This window comes from Pseudomonas sp. W5-01 (assembly GCF_046540435.1).
Lineage (GTDB): Bacteria > Pseudomonadota > Gammaproteobacteria > Pseudomonadales > Pseudomonadaceae > Aquipseudomonas > Aquipseudomonas graminis_B.
The window spans coordinates 498,863-520,476 of sequence record NZ_JAXCIP010000001.1 but is presented as its reverse complement, the minus strand read 5'-3'; the positions used below and the strand labels follow the sequence as shown (position 1 = coordinate 520,476).

Below are 21,614 nucleotides of genomic sequence, written 5' to 3'. Positions count from 1 at the left end.
GTCCCGCACCTCAGGCGTGTGAAGTGTCAGGCTGCATCGCCAGAAGAATCAGGTGCGGCCGCGTCGCGTCTCCCACCACCCGACGGGCGTTCAGGGTGATCGCCCGCGGGCCTGCATCGGTCAGTTCATGTTCCACGACGAAGCCGTCGAAACTGGTGTCGTTCTCCAGCAGGGTGCCGAGCTTTTGCCGCAGCGCCGGGATGTCCCACAGGCGGTTGTTGAGTTCAAAGAGTGTGCGACCGGTGGTCAGCGGCTCGGTCGTCGGAAAGGTGCGGTAGTAGGACCGACTGGCGGACACGACGCACAGGTCTTCGTCCAGCACCAGCAGCGGCTCGATGACCGTGTCGACGATGGCTTCGGCCAACTCGCGCGCCGCCTGCACGGCCTTCTGGTTGGCGATGCGGCTGTTGATGTCGTGAAAGGTCATGACCACGCCGTCAATGACGTTGTCCAGCGTGCGGTACGGTGCCAGCCGCGCCAGGAACCAGTTGCCCGACACAGTGCACAGTTCGATCTCTTGCGGGATCAACATGTCGAGCACCTCCTGTGCGGGGACCAGCAGGTCCATGGAGTGAATGTACGAAGAGATATCGGCCAGTGGCCGCCCCACATCCTTGGGGATCAGGCGGTAGATCTTCACGGCGTCGCGCGTGAAGCGGCGAATGATCAGCTTTGTGTCAAGAAATATAGTCCCGATATTGATGCTGTCGAGGAGGTTCTTCATGTCATTTTGCATGTCGCCGAGCTGTTCGATCTTCGTTTGAAGCTCGGCATTGACCGTGACCAGCTCCTCGTTGACCGATTGCAGCTCTTCACGGGAGGTTTCCAGCTCCTCGTTGGACGACTGCAATTCTTCGTTGGTCGATTGCATCTCTTCGTTGGCCGCGCCCAGCTCCTCGTTCAGGTGCTGCAACTCATCAATGGTCGCCTGCAGGTTCTCCCGCGTGTACGCCAGGTCGTGCTCCAGCAGCCTGACCCGATCGGGCGCCAGATGTGCGGCGGTATCCGGTACCGCGTCGGGCGGAATGTCCGCGCCGCTGGCCGGTTCCTGGAACGTGATCAGGAGCAACTGCTCGCCCTGAGCCGTGTTGCCCATCCGGCGCACGCTGAGGCTGACCCAGCGCGTCGCGCCGTCACCGCTGACCGGCAGCGGCCGGGTGGCAGTCGGCTCGGCGCTGAGGGCGGCACGCTGCACCGCACTGCGCAGGTCCAGCTGCAGGCCTTCGCGGGCCATTTCGACGACGTTGAGGCTGGGTTGCCCCGGCGCAGGGCGCAGGTAGCGGCCGGTGTCGCCGTGGACATACAGAATGTTGCCGGTCAGATCAGTGACCACCGAGGCAGGGCCAAAGTCCTGCAGCAGCGCCCGACGGGTCAGTTCGGCAATGTTGGTTTCCTTGGTCATGGTCGCGGGGCGGTCCGGGGGTCGGCTGATGGGGCTGGGCAGCCACGACAGCGTGCTGTCCATCGGCATGGATTTAGGGGTTCGAGTCTTCACGGCCCGGTAGAACTTCCATTTGCGCTGCAACGGCGTGAACAGTGTGGCATGCCCGCCGATGCTCTCGGAAGGCGAGAGAAACAGCACGCCGTCAGGCTTGAGCGCGTAATGAAAGGTCGGGATCAGGCGGTTCTGCAGCGCATGCCCCAGGTAGATCATCAGGTTGCGGCAGCACAGCAGATCGATACGGGTGAAGGGCGGATCCTTGATCACGTTCTGCACCGCGAACACGATCATCTCGCGGATTTCCTTCTTCACCCGGTAACCGCCTTCGACGCGACTGAAATAGCGCTCCAGGCGCTCGGCGCCGACGTCACGGGCGACGGAAAGCGGGTAGAACCCGGCGCGGGCGATGCTGATGGCATCGGCGTCCAGGTCGGTGGCGAACACCTGAATGCCCGGCGCCACGCCGGCAGCCTGACCCTGCGGATGCAGGAGCTCGTGCAGAACGATGGCCACCGAGTAGGCCTCTTCACCCGTGGCGCAACCGGCAATCCACACCCGCAGCGGCTCATCGCCCGCCTTGGCGTCGATCATCGGCTGGAGGATCTGCCGCTGCATGACCGTGAACGCGGCCGGGTCACGAAAGAACTGGGTGACGTTGATCAGCAATTCGCTGAACAGCGACTTGCATTCCTCCGCCGAGCCCTGCAGCAGCCGCAGGTAGTCGTCCTGACTGGCGAGGTGCATGATCTGCAGCCGTCGCTCGATGCGCCGCGCGATGGTGCTCTTCTTGTACTGGGTGAAGTCGTGGCCGGTCATGGTGCGCAGGTGCAGCAGAATCTGCTCGATGGCGTCGCCCTGCGTCGTCGACGGTGCCGGGCCGTCCGGGTCCGTGCCGCCGGTCAGTACGCCGGGCATTTGCTCGACGCTCATCACATGACTGGCGTTGCCCGCCTGGATCGCGCTGTCGGGCATGCCGCTGTAGGTCGCCTCCTCCGGCCACTGCACCAGGGTTCTGCCGCCGTGATCGAGGATCGCCCGGCAGCCGGCGGTGCCGTCCGCACCGGTACCGGACAGAATCACGCCGACCGCCCTCGTCCCATGGTGCTCGGCCATTGAGGCGAAGCAGGCGTCGATGGGCAGAGGGTGACCGCGCTCGCCCTCGTAGCGGGTCAGGACCAGCGTGTCGGCCGTCACGCTCAAGCCATAGTGCGGCGGGATCACATACACGGTGTCGGCGTCGAGCGGCGCGCCATGGGTGGCCTCGACGACCCTCATGCCGGTCGAACGGGCGAGGATTTCGGTGAGCAGGCTGGGCGTGGTCGGTGCAAGGTGCTGGATCACCAGAAAGCTCATGCCCGAATCGCTCGGCATCAGGCTCAGGAAGCGCTGCAGCACTTCCAGACCGCCCGCGGACGCGCCAAGGCCGACGAGCAGTCGGCCCTGGGGGCGGTGGTGCTGCGCGATGTCGGACACGGGATCCCTCATGTGGCAAATGGACGCGGATGATGCCCGCTGCCGGCCGGTCGGGCAATGGCGGATAGGCCGCCAGGCCTCGCCGATGAGTCGCCCCGACGGGTCAACAAGCCAGACAGGCGCCTGCATTAATGTCACACTGACGCCCGGCCTGTCCCTGATAGCGCTGTGCCATACTCTACATATGCCGGGTCACAGCGTCGCGCGTCAATGCCGTTCATCCAGAAGCGGAAATCTCTTCCCGCGCCCCCAGTCCATCCCTTTCTCTGAACCACTGTGTCGAGATGTCGCCCATGAAGTCGGACAACGTACAAATTGGCCCGCTGGATTTCCTGCTGGGTGGGGGTGAGATGGGGCAGTTGATCCGGGATTTCGACTGGGCGTCGACGTCACTGGGGGATCCGGCAGCGTGGCCGCAGTCTCTGCGCTCGGCCATCAGCATCTGCCTGCACTCCAGCTTCCCGACCGCGATCTACTGGGGCGAAGACTTCTGCCTGCTGTACAACGACGCCTGGGCACCGATCCCGGCGGATCGTCACCCGGCGGTACTGGGCCACCCGGCGCGGGAGGTCTGGCCGATTATCTGGGACGTCGTCGGGCCGCAGCTCGAAGCCGCCGTCCGGGATGCCGAGGGCTTTTCGGCGTTCGACCAGCGGTTGATGATGGAGCGTGGCGGGAGCTTGGTGGAGACGTGGTGGAACTACAGTTTCACGCCGATCCGCGGGGAAAACGGGCGCATCGCGGGCATCCTCAATCAGGGCCACGAGGTCACTGACCGGATTCTCGCCGAGCGTCGCCGTACGGACCAACTCGTCCGTCAACGCAAGATGTTCGAGCAGGCGCCCGGCTTCATCACGGTGCTCCATGGCCCCGAGCACCGCTTCGAATTCGTCAACCAGTCCTACACCCGGCTGTTCGGCGAGCGCGATTACGTCGGCAAAACCATCTACGAGGCATTCCCGGAGCTTGCAGGCCAGGGCTTTTATGAGTGGCTCGACGGGGTTTACCGCACCGGCGAGCGCCTGGTTCAACAACACACCCCGATCCAGCTCAGTCACCCGGACGCCCCGTGCGAAGTGCGCTACCTGGATTTTATCTATGAGCCGCTGCTCGATGATGCCGGCCAGGTGACGGGTATTTTCTGCGAAGGCCACGACGTCACCGAGGCGCATATCTCCCGGGCGGCGCTGGAGGCCAGTGAGGCGGCACTGCGCGAGGAAACCCGCACGCTGGAGACACTGAATCGGGTGAACGCCGAGCTGGCCCTCGACCTGGACCTCAAACGACTGGTACAGACCGTGACCGATGCCGGACGAGAGATGACCGGCGCACACATCGGCGGCTACTTTCACAACGTCGCGGGCGATCACTTCGATCTCTTTACGCTGTCTGGCGCGCCGCCCACGGAATTGGCCCGGTTGCCAGGCCCGCGGGCGAGCCCGGTGTTCGCGCCGGCGTTCCTCACCGAGGGCGTGATGCGCTCCGACGACATTTTGCCGGACCCACGCTATGGCGGCATCACGCCGCATTTCGGCTTGCCGGCCGGCCATGCGCCGGTGCGCAGCTACCTGGCAGTCTCGGTGGTGTCGCGCTCGGGGGAGGTGCTCGGCGGACTGTTCTACGGGCACTCGGAGCCGGCGCAGTTCAGCGCGCGTCACGAAGCACTGATGTCGGCGCTCGCCGCTCAGGCCGCCATCGCCATCGATAACGCGACGCTGTTCCAGCAGGTGCAGAGCGCCAACGAAACCCTCGAACAGCGGGTGCTGGCCCGTACCCGGGAATTGTCTGAAGCCCACTCGGCCCTGCGCCAGGCGCAGAAGATGGAAGCCGTGGGACAACTCACCGGCGGCATCGCCCACGACTTCAACAACTTGCTCGCCGGGATTCTCGGCAGCCTGGAAATGATCGAGCGGCGCATCGCCAACGGCCGGGTGGACGGCCTGGACCGCTACGTCAGCGCGGCCCATGACTCGGCCAATCGCGCCGCCCAGCTCACCCAGCGGCTGCTGGCGTTTTCCCGTCGCCAGACCCTCGACCCCAAGCCGACCGACGTCAACCGCCTGGTGGCGGGGATGGGTCAGCTGATCTCTTCGACCCTCGGCCCCTCCATCGGCACGCGGACGATCGCCAGCGGTGACCTGTGGCTGAGCAAGATCGACGCGCCGCAGCTGGAAAGCGCGCTGGTCAACCTCACCCTCAACGCCCGCGACGCCATGCCGGAAGGCGGCGAACTCACGGTGCAGACCCGCAACGTGTCCTCAGACAGCGCCGCGGGAGTGGCCGCGCAGCTGCCCGAAGGCGACTTCGTGGAAATCAGTGTCAGCGACACCGGCATGGGGATCGCCCCGGAGATTCTCGATCGGATTTTCGACCCGTTCTTCACCACCAAACCCATCGGCCAGGGCACGGGCCTGGGGCTGTCAATGATTCACGGCTTCGTGCACCAGTCCGGCGGGACGATTCAGGCGCGTTCCACCCACGGCGCAGGCACGACGGTTTCGCTGTATTTGCCGCGTTACCTGGGAGACAGCCATTTGGCCCCAGCCCGCAGCGCACCCCAGAACCGCAGCAGTGGCGAATCCGTTCTGGTGATTGACGACGAACCCCACGTGCGGATGCTGATGTGCGACGCCCTGCGCGAGCGCGGTTATGCCGTCACCGAAGCCATGGACGGACCGTCGGGCCTGCAGATGCTGCGGTCGATGACCTCGATCGATCTGCTGGTGACCGATGTCGGGCTGCCCGGCGGCATGAATGGCCGGCAGGTCGCCGATGCCGCCCGTGCGCTGCTGCCTTCGCTGAATGTGCTGTTTGTCACCGGCTACGCGGAAAATTCGGCGGTGGGCGGTGACCAGCTCGAAGCCGGAATGGCCGTACTGCTCAAGCCTTTCGGCATGGACAGCTTCACGCGGAAGGTCAGCGACATACTCACGGCGTCACCCCCCTCGCCCCCTGCGGAGCGCGACGGCCGCGGGGTGGATGACTGATCAGTCAGCTTTTTTACACCGACCCATGGAACTCACAGGGCCGGCATGCCCCTAACCACGACGTCAGCGAACCGGCATAACGCCCGTTCCACGAGAGGTTTAGGTTTCCATGTCTTCCAGCACCCCATCCGCCGCCATAGGCCAACCAGACGAGCAGCGCACGTCGCCGCGTCGTCTGATTTTCATCTCGGTCCTTGTCGCCACCATGGGCGCACTCGCTTTCGGTTACGACACGGGCATCATCGCGGGCGCTCTGCCCTTCATGACCTTGCCCCTCGATCAGGGCGGTCTTGGCCTGAACCCGGTCAGCGAAGGGCTGATTACCGCGTCGCTGATCGTCGGCGCCGCCTTCGGCTCACTGGCCAGCGGCTACCTCTCCGACCGTTTTGGCCGACGCGTGACCCTGCGCATGCTGTCGCTGTTGTTCATCGTCGGTGCACTCGGCACGGCCACGGCGCCCTCGGTGCCGTTCATGGTCGCCGCGCGTTTTCTGCTGGGTATCGCGGTTGGCGGGGGCTCGGCGACGGTGCCGGTGTTCATCGCCGAGATCGCAGGGCCTTCTCGTCGCGCCCGACTGGTCAGCCGCAACGAGCTGATGATCGTCAGCGGCCAGTTGCTGGCCTACGTGCTCAGCGCCGTGCTCGCGGCGTTGCTGCACACCCCCGGTATCTGGCGCTACATGCTGGCCATCGCGATGGTCCCGGGCGTGTTGCTGCTGATCGGTACGTTCTTCGTGCCGCCGTCGCCGCGCTGGCTGGCCTCCAAAGGCCGCTTCGATGAAGCGCAAGACGTGCTCGAACAACTGCGTGACACCAAAGACGCCGCCAAGCGCGAAGTCGAGGAAATGAAAGCCCAGGAAAAAGAAGCCCACAAGCGCGTCGCCGCTCGCGATCTGCTGCGTCAGCCGTGGGTGTTGAAGCTGTTGCTGATCGGTGTCGGGCTGGGCTTTACCGCGCAGTTCACCGGCGTCAACGCGTTCATGTACTACACGCCGATCATCCTCAAACACACCGGCATGGGCACCAACGCTGCACTGACCGCGACCATCGGCAACGGCATCGTGTCGGTCATCGCCACGCTGCTGGGGATCTGGGCCATCGGCCGTTACGGGCGTCGGCACTTGCTGATGACCGGTCTGGTCATCGTGATCATGATGCAGGCGGCGCTGGGTTGCGTGCTGATGTTCATGCCGCAGAACCTGACCCAGAGCTATGCCGCGCTGGCGTGCATTCTGGTGTTCCTGCTGTTCATGCAGATGTGCATCTCGCCGGTCTACTGGCTGCTGATGTCCGAGCTGTTCCCGATGCAGGTGCGCGGGCTGCTGACCGGTACGGCGGTGTCGATGCAGTGGCTGTTCAACGCCACGGTCGCGTTCCTCTTCCCGATCGCGGTGGACACGATCGGCAACCCGACCTTCTTCGTGTTTGCGGCGATCAACATCGGCTCGCTGATCTTCGTCTTCCTGTGCCTGCCGGAAACCAAGGGCAAGTCCCTGGAGCAGATCGAGAAGCACATGAAGAAGGAGCTTTAAGACGGGGTTTCGCGTCCCGGGCCTTGGGTCCGGGACTTTGAAACCGAGGGGCTGAGACCGGGCTCGTTCAGCCGAGCAATTCGGTGATCCAGCGCACTTGCTGCGCGGTGTCGTGCAACGTGTGTTCCGAGACTCCCTGCCGCGCCCGCTGCAAGCCGACCAGGGTGCGCTGCTTGTTACGCAGCCGCCGCTGCCATTTGTCGATGAACGCCGGGCTGCGTTCGAGCATCAACAGCGGGCCGAAGTATAGGGCTTCAGGGCTGTAGACCACCGGTCCGCTGGGTTCGGCGACGATGATTTCGTAGTCGAAGCGGTTCTCCCGCAGCACGTCCTCGTGGACGATGCGATACGCGTTGTCCATCAGCCACTGGCGCAGCTCAGGCTCGCCGCCGTTGGGCTGCAGAATCAGCCGCTCCCTTCCGTTGAGCCGCGCTTTGCCGGCCTCAAAAATGTCTCGAATCGTCTCGCCCCCCATGCCGCAGAGGCTGATCGTGTCGATACCGTCTTCCACCTCAACCGCTGCAAGGCCGTCAGCCAGACGCACGCGAATGTGCGCCTCGAAACCGTTCTCGCGCACCGTCCGTTGCGCGGCGCTGAAAGGCGTCGTCGCCACCTCCCCCGCCACGGCCATCGCAATGAGCCCTCGGCGCATTAAGGCCACCGGCAGATACGCGTGATCGGAGCCGATGTCGGCCAGTCGCGCGTCGGCAGGCACCAGCGCCGCCACGCGCTCCAGGCGCCTGGACAATGTGTGTTCGTTCAACCTTGCCGCCCCTATTCTCGCCACCGCCCGGCACGACCTGCCGAAACGGGGCGTGAGTCTGTCCGGCCATGGCGCGGATTTCAACTGCGTTAACGCGGGGCCGGCGGATTGAGCGTCGGGTACTAAGGCAGCTTGGCGATGACCTTGATCTCGAAATCGAAGCCATACAGCCAGGTCACGCCCACGGCTGTAATGGTCGGATGCGGCGCTTCGCCCCAGAACTCCGGCACCACCTCCCAGGCGGTTTCGAAGGTCGACTGCGGATCGACCATGAACACGGTGACGTCAATCACGTCATCGAAGGTGCAGCCGGCGGCGTTGAGAATGGCATTGAGGTGAGTGAAGGCCAGGCGGACCTGGGCGCGCAGATCGGGTTCGGGCGAGCCATCTTCGCGGCTGCCGACCTGCCCGGAGACAAAGAGCAAGCCGGCGGATTTGATTGCCGGCGAGTAGCGATTGCGCTCGTACAGCGCGTGGCGGCCAGGGGGGAATACAACGTCACGAACAGTCATGGGCTTTCTCCTTCAGCGGAGCGGGAGGCTCCGTGGTTTCGGTGGGCAGACTGTAGGGCCGCGGATTCGCTGGATAAACCAGCAGCGTTGATCAAGACTGTTTGCTTTCCCCAAACAATCAGGTGGCGCGATGGACCGTTTCGACGCGATGCAGGCGTTCGTTCGAGTCGTGGAAACCGGCAGCTTCACCAAGGCCGCCGGTACCTTGCACATGAGCAAGACCACGGTGACGCAATTGGTGCAGCAGCTCGAAGCGCGGCTGCGGGTCAAGCTGCTCAACCGCACCACGCGCAAGGTCAATGTCACGGCCGACGGCGCGGTGTTCTACGAACGGGCGCTGCGCGTGCTGGCGGATCTGGACGATGCGGAAACCGGTCTGTCCGCTGCCTCCGCCTTGCCCCGAGGACGACTGCGTGTTGATGTGCCCAGCCCATTCGCGCGCATGGTGCTGATCCCGGCGCTGCCGGACTTCAACGCCCGCTACCCCGACATCCAGATCGACCTGGGCGTGAGCGACCGGATGATCGACCTCATCGGCGAGAACGTCGACTGCGTGGTCCGCGGCGGCGAGCTGACCGACCAATCGCTGATGGCCCGGCACATCACCGACCTGAAGCTGGGCGTCTACGCGTCGCCTGCTTATCTGCAGCGCGCGGGCACCCCGGATTACCCCCGTGACCTCGAAGACCCGCAGCACCGCATCGTCGGTTATCGCTGGGCGCGCACCGGGCAGCTGTTCCCGATGGTGCTGCAACGGGACGGCGAAAGGGTTCAGGTGCAAAGCCGCTACCTGCTCACGGTGGACGACGGCAATGCGTACCTCGCGGCAGGCCTTGCCGGCATGGGTGCCCTCTGGCTGCCGGAGTACATGGCCGAGCCGTCAGTGCGCAGTGGTGAATTAGTGTCGCTGTTCAAAGACTGGCAGCTGGAATCGATGCCGATGTACGTGGCCTTCCCGCCCAACCGGCACATCAGCCTCAAGCTGCGGGTGTTCATCGACTGGGTTGTGGAGTTGATGGGCGACGGGTACAACAGCCGATCTCACGATTAAACAAGGATGAAGGTGCGATGGACGAAGTGATCAGCTACCGAGAGGCGACGGTTGAGGACGTGGCAGTGATCTGCGAGCTGGGGCAGTTGCTCAACGCCATTCACCATGCAGAACGTCCTGATATTTATGCGGCTGAAACCCGGGATTACCTGCGCGATGCCCCTCACTGGAGCGGGTTTCTGAACAATCCGGAGCAGGTTATTTTCCTGGCGTTTGTCGGGGTTCGGGCGGCGGGGTTTGTCAGCGCGGGGATGTTTTCAGCGGGTGGGCCATTGCTGCAGCCGATGGCGTTCGCGCGGATCGGCTCGGTATGCGTGGCCCAGGTTTTCTGGGGCAAAGGCCTGGGGCGTGGGCTTATTGAGCGAGTGCAAGGGTGGGCGCAGGAGCGCGGCGCCCAGGACATTCGCTTGTCAGTGTGGGGCTTCAACACCCATGCGCGGCGGTTGTATGAAGAGCTTGGCTTCGACACTCGGGCGTTTGAAATGGGGATGCGCCTGACATGAGCACCGTTCATCGCGGGCACCTGCCAATTTGTAGACGACCGGTCAGTTTTGTTTTAAGGTGCTGCGCATTATGAAGAAACCCAATCTGGAAATGCGCCAACACATCATCGACGTGGCCAAGTCGTTGATGACCCATAAGGGCTACACCGCCGTGGGCCTGGCAGAAGTGGTGAGCGCGGCGGGCGTGCCCAAGGGCTCGTTCTACTACTACTTCAAATCGAAGGAAGAGTTCGGCGCCGCGTTGCTCGATGAGTACTTCTCCGAGTACCTGGGCCGCGTCGACACCGTCATGACGCGATCAGGCAGCGGCGCTGAAAAGCTGCTGGCCTACTTCGACTACTGGATCGAAACCCAGGGCACCGATCATCCGGAAGGCAAATGCCTGGTGGTCAAGCTGGGTCCGGAAGTCTGCGACCTGTCCGAAGACATGCGCAGGGTGCTGGAGGCTGGCACGGCGAAGATCATCAAGCGCATCACCGCCTGCGTCGACATGGGCGTGGCAGACGGCAGTCTGCACATCGAAGAAGGCAGCGAAGCCTTCGCCGAAACCCTGTACCAACTGTGGCTGGGCGCTTCCCTTTTGGTGAAGGTGAACAAGTCCACTACGTCCTTCGACACGGCCATGCGCCTGACCCAACGCCTGCTGCGGTAGCAGGCGCTTTTTTTTCAAAGATTGGTAGACGACCGGTCAAATATGCGAGTAATTCTCAATGATTGATATCAGTAATAGCACCGACTTGTTTTCCCCCGTGCAGATGGGCGCCATCGAAATGGCCAACCGCATTGTCATGGCACCCGTCACCCGCAGCCGCTATGAAGAAGACGGCGTGCCCGGTGAACTCCACGCCACCTATTACGCCCAGCGCGCCACCGCCGGAATGATCGTGGCCGAAGCCACCAACATCTCGGCCCAGGGACGCGGCTATGCAGCGACGCCCGGGATCTGGAGCAACGCGCAGGTCGCCGGCTGGCGCACAGTCACCGACGCCGTGCACGCGGCCGGCGGCAAGATCGTCAGCCAGCTCTGGCATGTGGGCCGATTCTCCAGCGTCGACCTGCAGCCCAACGGCGAAGCCCCGGTCGCGCCGTCCGCCATTCAGGCCGAGGGCAACACCTACACGGTCGACGGCTTTGTGCCGGTGTCGATGCCCCGTGCACTGGAAACCGACGAAATCCCCGGCATCATCGAGCAGTACAAACACGCGGCCGAGAACGCCAAGCGCGCAGGGTTCGACGGCGTCGAGGTCCACTCGGCGAACAGCTATTTGCTCGACCAGTTCCTGCGCGACTCCACCAATCAGCGCACCGATCAATATGGCGGCTCCATCGAAAACCGTGCCCGGCTGACGCTGGAAGTCACCCAGGCCATCGTCGACATCTGGGGCAACGACCGCGTCGGGATTCGCCTGTCGCCCGTCACGCCGGATGCGGGTAACACGCCGCCGGACAGCAACGTCATGGCGTTGCACGGTTACCTGATTCAGCAGTTGAACCGTTTCAATCTGGCGTACCTGCACTTTGTCGAAGGCGCGACCGCCACCTCCCGTGAAGTGCCGGCAGGCGTCGACATGGATGCGCTGAGTGCCCAGTTCAACGGTCCGTTCATTGGCAACAACAACTACGACCTGGACATGGCCGTCGAACGCCGCGCCGAGGGCAAGATCGACGCCGTCGCGTTCGGTCGCCTGTTCATCTCCAACCCGGACCTGGTCGCGCGTCTGCGCCACGGCGCCGAACTGACCATCGCTCCGCGCGAAAGCTATTACGGCGGCGGCGCCAGGGGCTACACCGACTGGCCGCTGGGCACTTACTAACAGCGCTGGCGACCGCAGCGTTTTCTAGCACCGCATTCACTAACGGCTGAACGGCAAGGCTTTCCCAGGAAAGCCGACGCTGCCCGCACGCCTTGAATTTAAGGAAACATGATCATGAATTATCTGGACAAGAAAACCGCCATCGTCACCGGTGCGTCTTCAGGCATCGGCGCTGCAACCGCCCGAGCATTGGCCGCCCAAGGGGTTAACGTTGTGGCTGCTGCGCTGGATGAGAAAGGCCTCGCCGCGTTGGTCAGCGAACTCCGCGGAGCGGGCTTTGAGGCGTCCAGCTTCGTCACCGACGTGACCGACGCTGAACAGACTCGCGCACTGGCGCAGTTCGCCAAAGACACTTACGGCTCCGTCGACATCCTCGTCAACAACGCCGGCCTGATGCTGTTCTCCCACTGGGTTGACCTCGTGACCCAGGACTGGAACGCCATGATCGACGTCAACATCAAGGGTTACCTGAACACCATCGCCGCCGCCCTGCCCTTCATGCTCGAACAGAAATCCGGGCAGATCCTCAACATGGATTCGGTGGCCGGGCATCAAGTCGGCCCCGGCGCCGGCGTCTACAGCGCGACCAAATTCTTCGTGCAGGCCATGACCGAATCCATGCGCAAGGAGCTGGGCGTGCACCACGGCATCCGCGTCAACACCGTCAGCCCCGGCGTCATCAACACCGGTTGGGCCGACAAAGTCACCGACCCCGCCGGCCGCAAAGCCGCACAAGCGCTCAACGAGATCGCCATCGCGCCGGAAGACATCAGCCGCGCCGTGATCTACGCGCTGAATCAGCCGGCCAACGTCACCGTTAACGACCTGATCATTTCACCCACCCGACAGGACTGGTGATGGCGCGGCTGTTGGTCATTGAAGCTATCGCTTATCTAACTCAAACCCTGGAGTCATAAACATGAGCAAGAACATCAAAGCCGTTGCCACCCACGACTACAACGCCGTCATCACCACCGCCAGCCGCTACGTTGAAGGGCTGCGTGAAGGCAGTGTTGCGACCATCAAACAGGCCTTTCATGAAAAGGCGGTGATGTACGGTTTCACCAACGGCCAATTGCTGGGCGGGCCGATCAGCAACTTGTATGACTTCGTTGAGAGCAACGGTAAAGCGGCGGACATCACGACGCGTCTGGATGTGCTGGCTATTACCCCGACTACGGCTGTGGTGCGAGTGGACATGGAGAAGGACGCGATTGGCGCGGATTACAACGACTACCTGACGCTGATCAAGATCAATGGGGACTGGAAGGTGATTGCGAAGGTTTATCACCAGTTTGAGGGGTAGGTTTTCGAGCGGTGAGTTGTAAGTGAATTGGGTGGATGGGCCAGCCGGAGCCCAATCCAGGCAAGGCGCGCCGGGTTCCGATCCCCATTGGGGATCGAATGTGACTCGCCAAGCTGGCGCCTGACTAGCGGCGTCTGGAGGCAAGCCAGTTGAACAGCCTGCCCAGCCACCAGCGGCTGCGTGCTTCGCGTATTTCATCAATCTGCATGAACGTGTAAGGCGTGAGCCTGTTCTTTTCTCTCATGCGCAGTGTGCGTAACCCCCTGATACGGTCGCGAGCGTGGATCAGCATGCAAACGGTGGCAAACAGGAAAATCAGAATGATCAAAATGCCCGTGGTGAACGGAGTGACTGATTTAATCACTGCACCTGCGGCCAAGGTCCCAACACCGGCAATCAACCCTTCCGCTCCCGCGGATGTGGAAGATACGGAAAATGAAACCCTGTTATCGGATACGTCGAACGCGAACCCTCGAGGAGGCGTTAGATAAAGGCCAGCATACAGCGTCGCGATGAAACCCAATATCAACCCGGCGGTTATACGTCCCTCAGTCGGAGATCCTCCCAAGTCATCCGTGACCACGGTGTAACTGACCCACGCGGGGGCAAGGGCCAAGAGAAAAATCATCAAAGTGAGGTAACTCAGGGCGAATGTCGTATAACGCTCACACCAATATCTCATGTAAAGCGTATAACCTGAGAGCAAGAAAAACAGCAGCCCGTACACCCATCCGTCTGTGGCTGAGCGCAAGAGACCAACGGCACCCAAGCCCATGACAACTATGAAAAGCGTCCGTGTCAGGGCGTTGACAGTACGGGCGTCAGGATCGTAGATAGTGGACATTTAGACGCTAGCTCCTTGCATGGGCTACCGGGGTGTGTACCTATCGCACATCGCGCGGCGGGCTAATCTTCCCACACCCACTCTAACGATTTTTTCTTCGATGCGGATACACAGAACCATCATGACCAGCGGCCTACGAATGAGGCAGCACGCCGTGCGCGTATCCTCTCCACCTCCATGAACGTGTAGCTCACCCGCTCCTTGAGCTCCTGCTCCTTCAAACTGCGAAGAGAGGCAATACTGACCCGATGGTAAAAGAGCATGAACAGTGAGATTGCGAAAAAGATAAAGGCAAGCAATAAAGCGGGAGAGTCGTAGGAATTGACCATAGGGTAGATCATGCTCGACAGTGCCGCCCCTATTCCGCCCTGCAGCGACTGGTTTCGGAAAGGAGGTGCGGTCACCTCGACCCGATTTCCCCGGGCAACCAGTACCGTCGTTCGGCTTCTCCACCTGTACAGCGCTAAGTAGATGACGAATGCGATGAGCAGCGGAATGCAAGCCAATGAAAGTGATGTGAGTGGTCCTAATCTCAATTGCTTATAGGCGGCGATCAATACCAGGAGAAATGTAAAACCTGGTGCAAAGGCGAGATTCAGAAAAAGTCTGAGATTGGCATATCGGGTGAATTTTTCGGTGCGGTAAGCGCAATCGAAACACCACCAACTCAGCCACACCTCCGCCGCGCACATTGGGAAAAATAAAAGGCTGGGCAAAATACCTGCAGAAAACACCGCTTGCATCGTGAACAACAGCCAGGTGCTGAAGATGATGGACATGAAACGGTGTGGATCTGTGTCAAACATCAGTAATTCCCTACTGCTTATTTGAGCGTCACTGGTCGGCCCATTCACTCACTTATGACGAACCGAGCTCGGCACCTCAAGCCTGCAGTCTACTGCTGAGGGCGCTGGAGGGTAGCCGTCATCCCCCAAGTGCGGGATCTCATCCGGGGTAAGCGGTTAGATTTTGGTGTGCTGCATGGTGGGCATCCTTTCCTGTCTTCGGCGTGACAACGCAAGTGTCGCACAACCTATAGCTGCTGCGCCCGAAGTGGGGGTATCGGCCAATGCGACCGACTGCCCGAGTCTAAGCAGTGAGTGTTGGGCTGCGCTCGGGACTTGTGGCCTGGGTCTTTGTGTCAGTGCAGTCACAACCCTGAGCACCTACCTCAGGTGTCACTCCATGAAATCATCATTCTCGCGATAATAAATAAGCCCTGCCAGATAGTCGTCGGCGTCAGGACGCACTGATCTTTGATCAAGGACGGAAATGGTTATTTACCATGGAAACTTTCCGGATCTGTAAACCTTGAGGAGCCACTCAATCCACTCGCTGAGACAACCTTTGGAGACAGCTTCACCGATCAGCCCAAAGTCGTCCGAGACATACCCAGCTGCTTCTGCATTGGAGGTCAGTCGAAACACGGCCTTGAATACTGACTCACGGAGATTCGTAACCTCGATCTCGTCAGCATGATGTAGATAATGCTTGCTGCTTAATGCTCGTTGACTCTCGGTCCATGCATTATCAAATTCCGCCTGACCCCGTTGACCAAGGGCTTCGTCCCAATTGTCGACAGCGGATAATCCCTCGAAGAAACGGGTCTCGCTTATTTCGCGATGCAATTTATCTAGATTTGGCGACGCCATTTAACACCACTCTCTTTTAATCAGGCAAAGATAGGCTGCCTGCCTGCTGCTTAGGCCCTGGCCATTGATTTAATAAAAATCGTCGTTCTCAAGATAATAGTTGAGAGCAAAGACGTAATCATCAACACGGGATGCGGAGTTCTTTTCGCGCTGCAATTCAATAACACTTTGAAATATCTCAACATCAATAAAATATCGGGCATTTCTTCGTGCTGCCAATAAGGGCGTGCCTTCATCATTCAGGTCCTCAAGCTCGTCATCGCCGATCAGAAGCATGATCTCTACCTGCGTAGGGTCTACGCGCCACCTTTCCCGCTGGACATAGAGAGTGCCAAGCTTATCAAGCATTTCAGTTTCCGCGATCAACGCGGCTAAATGTTCATAGACGATCATAGTTTCCCTGTCTTTGAAAACTACTATAAGTAGCATGGTCCCATATAACGTTGGTCGTCGATGCAGCCGGGCTGTGCCTAAGACCTAGCTCTGTAGAGTGAAGTTACGATCATCAACAGCGATTTTATCATCGACACCAGGCAAATTGTCCGTGGGCTTAAACTCCAGCCCGTATCCCAATGGATTGAATGGAGCTTCCAATCCGGTATACCCACGCACGGTTACGTCAAACAGACCGCATGTGACATCCAGGTAATCATTGCTGGCCACCCTGGTGGCATAGGTAGATTTATAATTTAAAAAGAAACCAGGATCCCAATCACACAGAGCACTTAGATCTGAAATCACCGTAGGCCCGGAGACGATTCTAAGTGGAAAGCTGTTGTAGTCAAATATCGCGGGCGATCTCTCAGAGCCCGCAGATGAGTTTTCCATAAAAACAGAATACTCATCCTCTGGTATTGGGTACATAGGAAGAAGTACACCTTGCTCTATCGCTGACCGTCCAAGCACTTTGTCATTCAGGAACAGTCGGAATATATTCGAATCGAGGACATTGTTGTACCTGAGGAACTCGTAAAACACCGCAGGATCGAAAATAACGATCCCCGGTGAGTACAGTTCGACCTTCGCAATCGTTTTACCCATTACACATACCTCATGAACATGATTACCCGACTAGTCTCGACTCCACTCATCTCTAAATAAGCACCAAACCTTTCTGCCAATAACCTACTGGCCAGCGACCAGCGTAGTACATACTGACTGTCATTTCCCAACGATCACCTGCAGCGAAGTATTGCTCAGTTGCGTACTGCCTGAATGCATAGCAAATGCCATTTCGCGCAGCGGTGCTGAAGTCATGTCGCCCCGACTTAAACGGACAGGTATCAATGCCACGTGTGGCCGCCATCACGGCTTTATTTATCCGTAGCCGGATAGCCACTAACTCATCCGGAAACTCGGGAAACTTATAAAAAGGGTCATGCTGTGTTGCAGAGGTGGGCAGCCATTCAATGTCTTTATACTTTCCTATGAAATCACTGTCAGTGGGAGCCACAAACGCTTCCCCCACATTAGCTAAAAAAATGAGACCTTCTGAAGTATTGCCTTGCTGTCCCATTTCTTTAAAGAATACACAACTGCTAATTCGCTCAATTTCCGTATCAACATTAAACATGATCACCTCCAAATGATTGATGGTTCGCGGGAGGCAGGGCTTTCTCGCTCCTCTCACTCATGGGTCTTGGTGAGCCTGCGGCGCAGTGCGGGGTTCCTCCCAGGCAGTGTCACCGCGTCATCGGGCTGCCTTCAACAAAACAAGATGAGTGAGTAAAGCCGTAGACCAATGGAAGGTTAAAGCCTTATTGATTGACTACGGGTGTTCCTACGGTTCAGTGATTTTGAAAAGGATAGCAGTATGGTTTTGTTAATTTTCTTGACCTTGATTGTATAAATGCCTGGCTCAATAGCCATTATTCTGCCCTGGATAGCGGCTGAACCGTCAGGTTCCAGCCCGCCTCCAGTGGTATCTTCTCCAACGCCGATGAAAATTTGGCCTGAAGGGAAATAAATATTTAATGCGTACTTTTCATCTTGTAAGTCTTCGGAAATCCTAATATCAAATTCTCCATCTTCTCCTAAACCCAGGAAAGCAATAGTTCCTTGATTTACTTCTAGAATCTCATCCTCAGCAATACTCCACCAATCAGGTGCGTCAGCCATCCTATGCCGTATGGCTTCGAGATCAAATACCGCAATGGCGGCAGTATCTGTCACAACTGAAAACTCTTCTACCATTGACTGCCTCACTTGAGGATTAGCGAGTTTATTCGCCCCCATCGCCTTGACTCGCGGCTCGGCTGCCTTAGAGCGAACTCTAAGCCGAAAACCTAGGCACCGTTAAATAAATCATGCAAGTCCGAATCAGCATTTAGCTTGACGCTACATACCCCCTCATATAACAAAGAGAGGGATCCTTTATCAGATCCGTTAGCAATCGCTCTAACGCCATCTAGAACGCACAAGAACCCAAACACCGCCGTTTCAACTGACATTTTAACTACCTGTTCAATTTGTCTTTTATCATCAAGGCTCATTTCGTTATAAGAATTTGAAAGTTTCACAAGCGCCTCATTTGGCTTTCTTCCGGGAGGCGCATCCAGAATCGACAATACATCTGCAACGGCTGCATCCCTGAGCACAAGCTTTACTACATTTACAAATTCTTGAGAGTTCATCATCACTCCTACAGAGATAGCCCGTTAGGCCCTCGACTAGTTATTAGAGGACATCGACGGCTTCTCAACGTATTTTGCAGCTTAAGGCCAACACCTTGCTATCGGCCCCGGAAAAGATACCTATCAAAAACTATCCATATATATTAAGATCCTGGACTTTATCGATGAAAATATCCTGTAGATCTCCCTGAATCTCTTCCCCTTCCAGGGAGAGCGAAAAGTCGCCTGAGATATTGTCGGGAAAGTGCACCCCATCCAAAGTTCCTAACAAGACCGAAGCAGTGTCGGCGATAACAACCTTTAGAAAACCCAACACATCTGCACGCTCAGCTTCATTGAGCCTGCTCAGCGCAATCCTGGCCTTCGCATACGGATCTGTGTCGCAGTTTATCGCTTTACTCAAAGACGAAACGTATTGCTCATAATTCTTGTTAAAAAGCTCGTTGAATAATGCACCAACAAACTCGCTGTCACGCCTCATGCATTGCATCCTTTTATCAAACCTTCGAATTTGTAGATCTGTTCATACTTATAAATTTATGTTACTTAATTGCTGGCCCCCATGATGCCAACACCAATGTCTTGCACCTGTCGATTAATGGAGAACTATCGTGCGTTCGCTTCGCCAGGCGTATGATCCCTACCTTGAACAACTAGGCCACCGGGTACGTCCGGGCAACGAATTCGCAATTTAAACCTATCAACACCGTGTGAGGCTTGACTTAAACGTACGCCATCAACCGCTTGTAGAGATAATCTACGAAGCAGGTCGCATAAAGATCCACGCTATCTCCAACTGCTAAAAATACAGGACCAATATGGTTAATTTTAAAAAAGAACTCTTCACCGAAATCGGTATTCGACAGGACAACCTTACCCATATAGGCGTTGTCACTGGCAATGGTATTTCGATGTACAACGTCCCCACCTACCGCTTCCTCAAGGGGCACGCCGTAGATACTATAAATCTCCTCCCCGCAAATTTCTCCACCTCCAAACGTGCGTAAGAACCACTTGTACTCTTCCGGGAGTCTGACACCGAGACGCTGTTCAGCAGCGGAAATGCAATCTTCAGAGGGCGCGTCTGCGCTGGTACCTAGGTTCACGATAGGCGCACGTTTATTTAGCTCGATAATAAGTTGGTCTTTGGTCATAGAAAACCACTCGCTCTATAGGGGCCTACCGCTGCACTTGGCCGTTGACTATCTTGTCCGAAACCACAGGCCCACATTTGCAACGATACACAATCGTCTGCCGCTTGCTCAAGCCTGTCCCCTTCGCAATCAGCTCGCCCCATGCGGCGCATGGTTTGTTCCTGATCGCGCCAGCATTCCAGATCGTCGGTGTGCAAACCAATGTGCGTAAATCCAAAATACGCCTCTGCTCACTAACCAAGCAGGTTCACAAAATACTCAGCACCACAAGCACGAAAATCTAAATCACCACAAAAGCATCGTTTTCACAATAAAATTTTAACGCGTTGAAATAGTCTTCGGTTGTGGCGTCAGATCTTTGCTGATCCAGATTAGATATTACGTCTTCAATCGACGCCTTATCTAACGCTTCCCTCCATCCTTCGCTAATAACCTGAGGGGGTAAATGATCCGTAGAGTCGGGCGCAAACTCCCAACTATTCAGTGAGAATGCACCTTTGGTTTCAAGCTCCCAATCAATGGGAGGCAGATAAAACCAAGAGTCAGGCATATGTATGATATTTTCTAAAACTTCTCTAATAGTATAAAGCTTCATAATCCTCACCTCACTCAACATCCAAAGCAGTCTGGACAAAAAACAACCCATCGCCTGGGCGATCTTTCTTAAAAAAAGGTAGTCGATCACAAGGCCGACAACTCCACCTACCACAAACCACGCCAAGGCGCTGGTGTATTTAAGTTCGTCGTTCCATCGAGCGGCTTCGAACATGGTTATTGCTGCCCGGTGGTTTCGGCAGGCAAATCCTGAGGTTGGCCGGGTTGGACACGGACGAGCAGTTTCGGCCAGCTTTCAGTCTGTGCGGCGCAATCCCAAAGAATCGTTGAACTAGTTGGTTCACGACACGGGAAGACGCTCATCAGCGAAAGACTGATGATTATCAAAAGTAGCGTTAGCTTTATGTCTAAGCACCGCGTCTGACCGAATTGTTGGATTGGTTATCTAAACCTGTTAAAGAGCCGTGCTGCATTAGTACTCGCCAGTCCCACTACCTGCATCGCAGCTCGATAGTGATTTCCTAGTACTTAGGTTCTTCTTCAAGCTCTGCTATGAATTGGTCAAAGGACTTAGCGACCATTCTTTGGGCAGCAATTTGATTCGCCGCCATGCTTACATCCTCACGAAACGTATCCACAGCGTAAAAAACAACGCAACCATTGAGCATATCAAGACAGAAGAAGTTACCGCCATCATCTGTCGCGAAAGGTAAAAGAGTGTACGGAATTACATGCTGCTCACACATCAGCTTGTAACACCCCTCAATAAATCCCGTATCGCTTGCGTTTTCTGCGCCTTCAAAGAAAATAGTTTTGAAATCCGAGATTTGCATCGGCTCATATCCATCCTCTGTAACAACCCAACTCCTACTGGGGATACCTCCATTAGACTTTAGGTATAGTTGGACAAATGAAACCGGCAGTTTGAATCCGACAAGCTCTTCTAATCCCGCTATGGATGACCGTTCAATTTCTTTCTCAGGTTGCATTAGCACAAACTCTTGCATCTGCCCTCCACTTTTAACAGGTTGTTCCTGAACCCGCGATTTAGGTTGCCGATAAGCTTCTCTTCGATCAGACGATCCGAGGCATCTTATGCAAAGCGATAAGCCGCGTTGTTTTCGTTGACCAGCGCGCTCAGGCAAATCATTTTGTCATATTCGTAACTTATGCGCTGGGGCTTGGCGTCCTGGCGGCTCGCCGGGAGTCTGTAAGCCTTGCGCACCACCCCGTAATCTGGCTTTTGCCATTGGTGTGCCTCAGCATTTGCCACTCCCATCAATTTGCGCATGCCAGCCAGGGACGGCGTTCTTGAAAAGCTCTAAACACTGATACGTCACGTCTGACTTCTTCTACACCAAATCTATTTTTAGAGACCTACCAGAATTTACTGGT

At 57.8% G+C, this 21,614-nt stretch carries 23 protein-coding genes; 8 read left to right on the top strand and 15 right to left on the bottom strand.

Annotation, left to right across the window (positions count from 1 at the left end; translation table 11 throughout):
- Positions 1-10: 10 nt before the first annotated feature.
- Positions 11-2,914, bottom strand: coding sequence for a chemotaxis protein CheB (locus tag SLW75_RS02185; protein WP_410933411.1), 2,904 nt, complete (start codon positions 2,912-2,914; stop codon positions 11-13).
- A gap of 293 nt (positions 2,915-3,207) precedes the next feature.
- On the opposite strand from SLW75_RS02185, the gene SLW75_RS02180 reads away from it, so the two are divergent.
- The gene (locus SLW75_RS02180) at positions 3,208-5,901 is read left to right on the top strand and encodes an ATP-binding protein (RefSeq protein ID WP_410933410.1); all 2,694 of its coding nucleotides are present in this window, start codon (positions 3,208-3,210) and stop codon (positions 5,899-5,901) included.
- Positions 5,902-6,010: 109 nt separating this feature from the next.
- On the top strand, positions 6,011-7,432 hold the full coding sequence (locus SLW75_RS02175) for a sugar porter family MFS transporter (RefSeq protein ID WP_065988991.1): 1,422 nt from the start codon (positions 6,011-6,013) through the stop codon (positions 7,430-7,432).
- Positions 7,433-7,499: 67 nt separating this feature from the next.
- Here SLW75_RS02175 and SLW75_RS02170 read toward each other — a convergent pair whose 3' ends face one another.
- Entirely contained in the window at positions 7,500-8,195 is a 696-nt protein-coding gene (locus SLW75_RS02170; RefSeq protein ID WP_410933409.1) for a tRNA (adenine(22)-N(1))-methyltransferase, read from the bottom strand.
- A gap of 122 nt (positions 8,196-8,317) precedes the next feature.
- Complete coding sequence (locus SLW75_RS02165) at positions 8,318-8,707, bottom strand: RidA family protein (protein WP_065988989.1); 390 nt, start codon at positions 8,705-8,707, stop codon at positions 8,318-8,320.
- Between the two features lie 130 nt (positions 8,708-8,837).
- On the opposite strand from SLW75_RS02165, the gene SLW75_RS02160 reads away from it, so the two are divergent.
- From SLW75_RS02160 to SLW75_RS02135, 6 genes are all read left to right on the top strand, one after another.
- Complete coding sequence (locus SLW75_RS02160) at positions 8,838-9,758, top strand: LysR substrate-binding domain-containing protein (RefSeq protein ID WP_410933408.1); 921 nt, start codon at positions 8,838-8,840, stop codon at positions 9,756-9,758.
- 17 nt (positions 9,759-9,775) lie between these two features.
- Entirely contained in the window at positions 9,776-10,261 is a 486-nt protein-coding gene (locus SLW75_RS02155; RefSeq protein WP_410933407.1) for a GNAT family N-acetyltransferase, read from the top strand.
- A 70-nt stretch (positions 10,262-10,331) separates the two neighbouring features.
- Entirely contained in the window at positions 10,332-10,913 is a 582-nt protein-coding gene (locus SLW75_RS02150) for a TetR/AcrR family transcriptional regulator (protein ID WP_410933406.1), read from the top strand.
- 58 nt (positions 10,914-10,971) lie between these two features.
- Complete coding sequence (locus tag SLW75_RS02145) at positions 10,972-12,075, top strand: alkene reductase (RefSeq protein ID WP_410933405.1); 1,104 nt, start codon at positions 10,972-10,974, stop codon at positions 12,073-12,075.
- A gap of 114 nt (positions 12,076-12,189) precedes the next feature.
- A complete protein-coding gene (locus tag SLW75_RS02140) occupies positions 12,190-12,933 on the top strand; it encodes an SDR family oxidoreductase (RefSeq protein WP_410933404.1) in 744 nt (247 codons plus the stop codon).
- Positions 12,934-12,994: 61 nt separating this feature from the next.
- Positions 12,995-13,381: a nuclear transport factor 2 family protein gene (locus tag SLW75_RS02135; RefSeq protein ID WP_410933403.1), complete on the top strand. Its 387-nt coding sequence runs from the start codon at positions 12,995-12,997 to the stop codon at positions 13,379-13,381.
- Between the two features lie 124 nt (positions 13,382-13,505).
- Here the strand turns inward: SLW75_RS02135 and SLW75_RS02130 are convergent, their stop codons facing one another.
- From SLW75_RS02130 to SLW75_RS02075, 12 genes are all read right to left on the bottom strand, one after another.
- Positions 13,506-14,225: a hypothetical protein gene (locus tag SLW75_RS02130; RefSeq protein WP_410933402.1), complete on the bottom strand. Its 720-nt coding sequence runs from the start codon at positions 14,223-14,225 to the stop codon at positions 13,506-13,508.
- 119 nt (positions 14,226-14,344) lie between these two features.
- A complete protein-coding gene (locus tag SLW75_RS02125) occupies positions 14,345-15,031 on the bottom strand; it encodes a hypothetical protein (protein WP_410933401.1) in 687 nt (228 codons plus the stop codon).
- A 474-nt stretch (positions 15,032-15,505) separates the two neighbouring features.
- Positions 15,506-15,877, bottom strand: a complete 372-nt coding sequence (locus SLW75_RS02120; RefSeq protein ID WP_410933400.1) for a hypothetical protein — start codon at positions 15,875-15,877, stop codon at positions 15,506-15,508.
- Between the two features lie 69 nt (positions 15,878-15,946).
- Positions 15,947-16,270, bottom strand: coding sequence for a hypothetical protein (locus SLW75_RS02115; RefSeq protein WP_410933399.1), 324 nt, complete (start codon positions 16,268-16,270; stop codon positions 15,947-15,949).
- An 84-nt stretch (positions 16,271-16,354) separates the two neighbouring features.
- Positions 16,355-16,918 (bottom strand): hypothetical protein, encoded by a 564-nt coding sequence (locus SLW75_RS02110; protein WP_410933398.1) that lies wholly within the window; start codon positions 16,916-16,918, stop codon positions 16,355-16,357.
- Between the two features lie 52 nt (positions 16,919-16,970).
- Complete coding sequence (locus SLW75_RS02105) at positions 16,971-17,450, bottom strand: hypothetical protein (protein ID WP_410933397.1); 480 nt, start codon at positions 17,448-17,450, stop codon at positions 16,971-16,973.
- Positions 17,451-17,626: 176 nt separating this feature from the next.
- Complete coding sequence (locus tag SLW75_RS02100; protein WP_410933396.1) at positions 17,627-18,070, bottom strand: DUF6386 family protein; 444 nt, start codon at positions 18,068-18,070, stop codon at positions 17,627-17,629.
- 92 nt (positions 18,071-18,162) lie between these two features.
- Positions 18,163-18,510: a hypothetical protein gene (locus SLW75_RS02095; protein ID WP_410933395.1), complete on the bottom strand. Its 348-nt coding sequence runs from the start codon at positions 18,508-18,510 to the stop codon at positions 18,163-18,165.
- 130 nt (positions 18,511-18,640) lie between these two features.
- Positions 18,641-18,991 (bottom strand): hypothetical protein, encoded by a 351-nt coding sequence (locus SLW75_RS02090; RefSeq protein WP_410933394.1) that lies wholly within the window; start codon positions 18,989-18,991, stop codon positions 18,641-18,643.
- A gap of 241 nt (positions 18,992-19,232) precedes the next feature.
- Positions 19,233-19,664 (bottom strand): SMI1/KNR4 family protein, encoded by a 432-nt coding sequence (locus SLW75_RS02085; protein ID WP_410933393.1) that lies wholly within the window; start codon positions 19,662-19,664, stop codon positions 19,233-19,235.
- A gap of 280 nt (positions 19,665-19,944) precedes the next feature.
- Entirely contained in the window at positions 19,945-20,433 is a 489-nt protein-coding gene (locus SLW75_RS02080; protein WP_410933392.1) for a hypothetical protein, read from the bottom strand.
- A 307-nt stretch (positions 20,434-20,740) separates the two neighbouring features.
- Positions 20,741-21,226, bottom strand: coding sequence for an SMI1/KNR4 family protein (locus SLW75_RS02075; protein ID WP_410933391.1), 486 nt, complete (start codon positions 21,224-21,226; stop codon positions 20,741-20,743).
- Positions 21,227-21,614 lie beyond the last annotated feature (388 nt).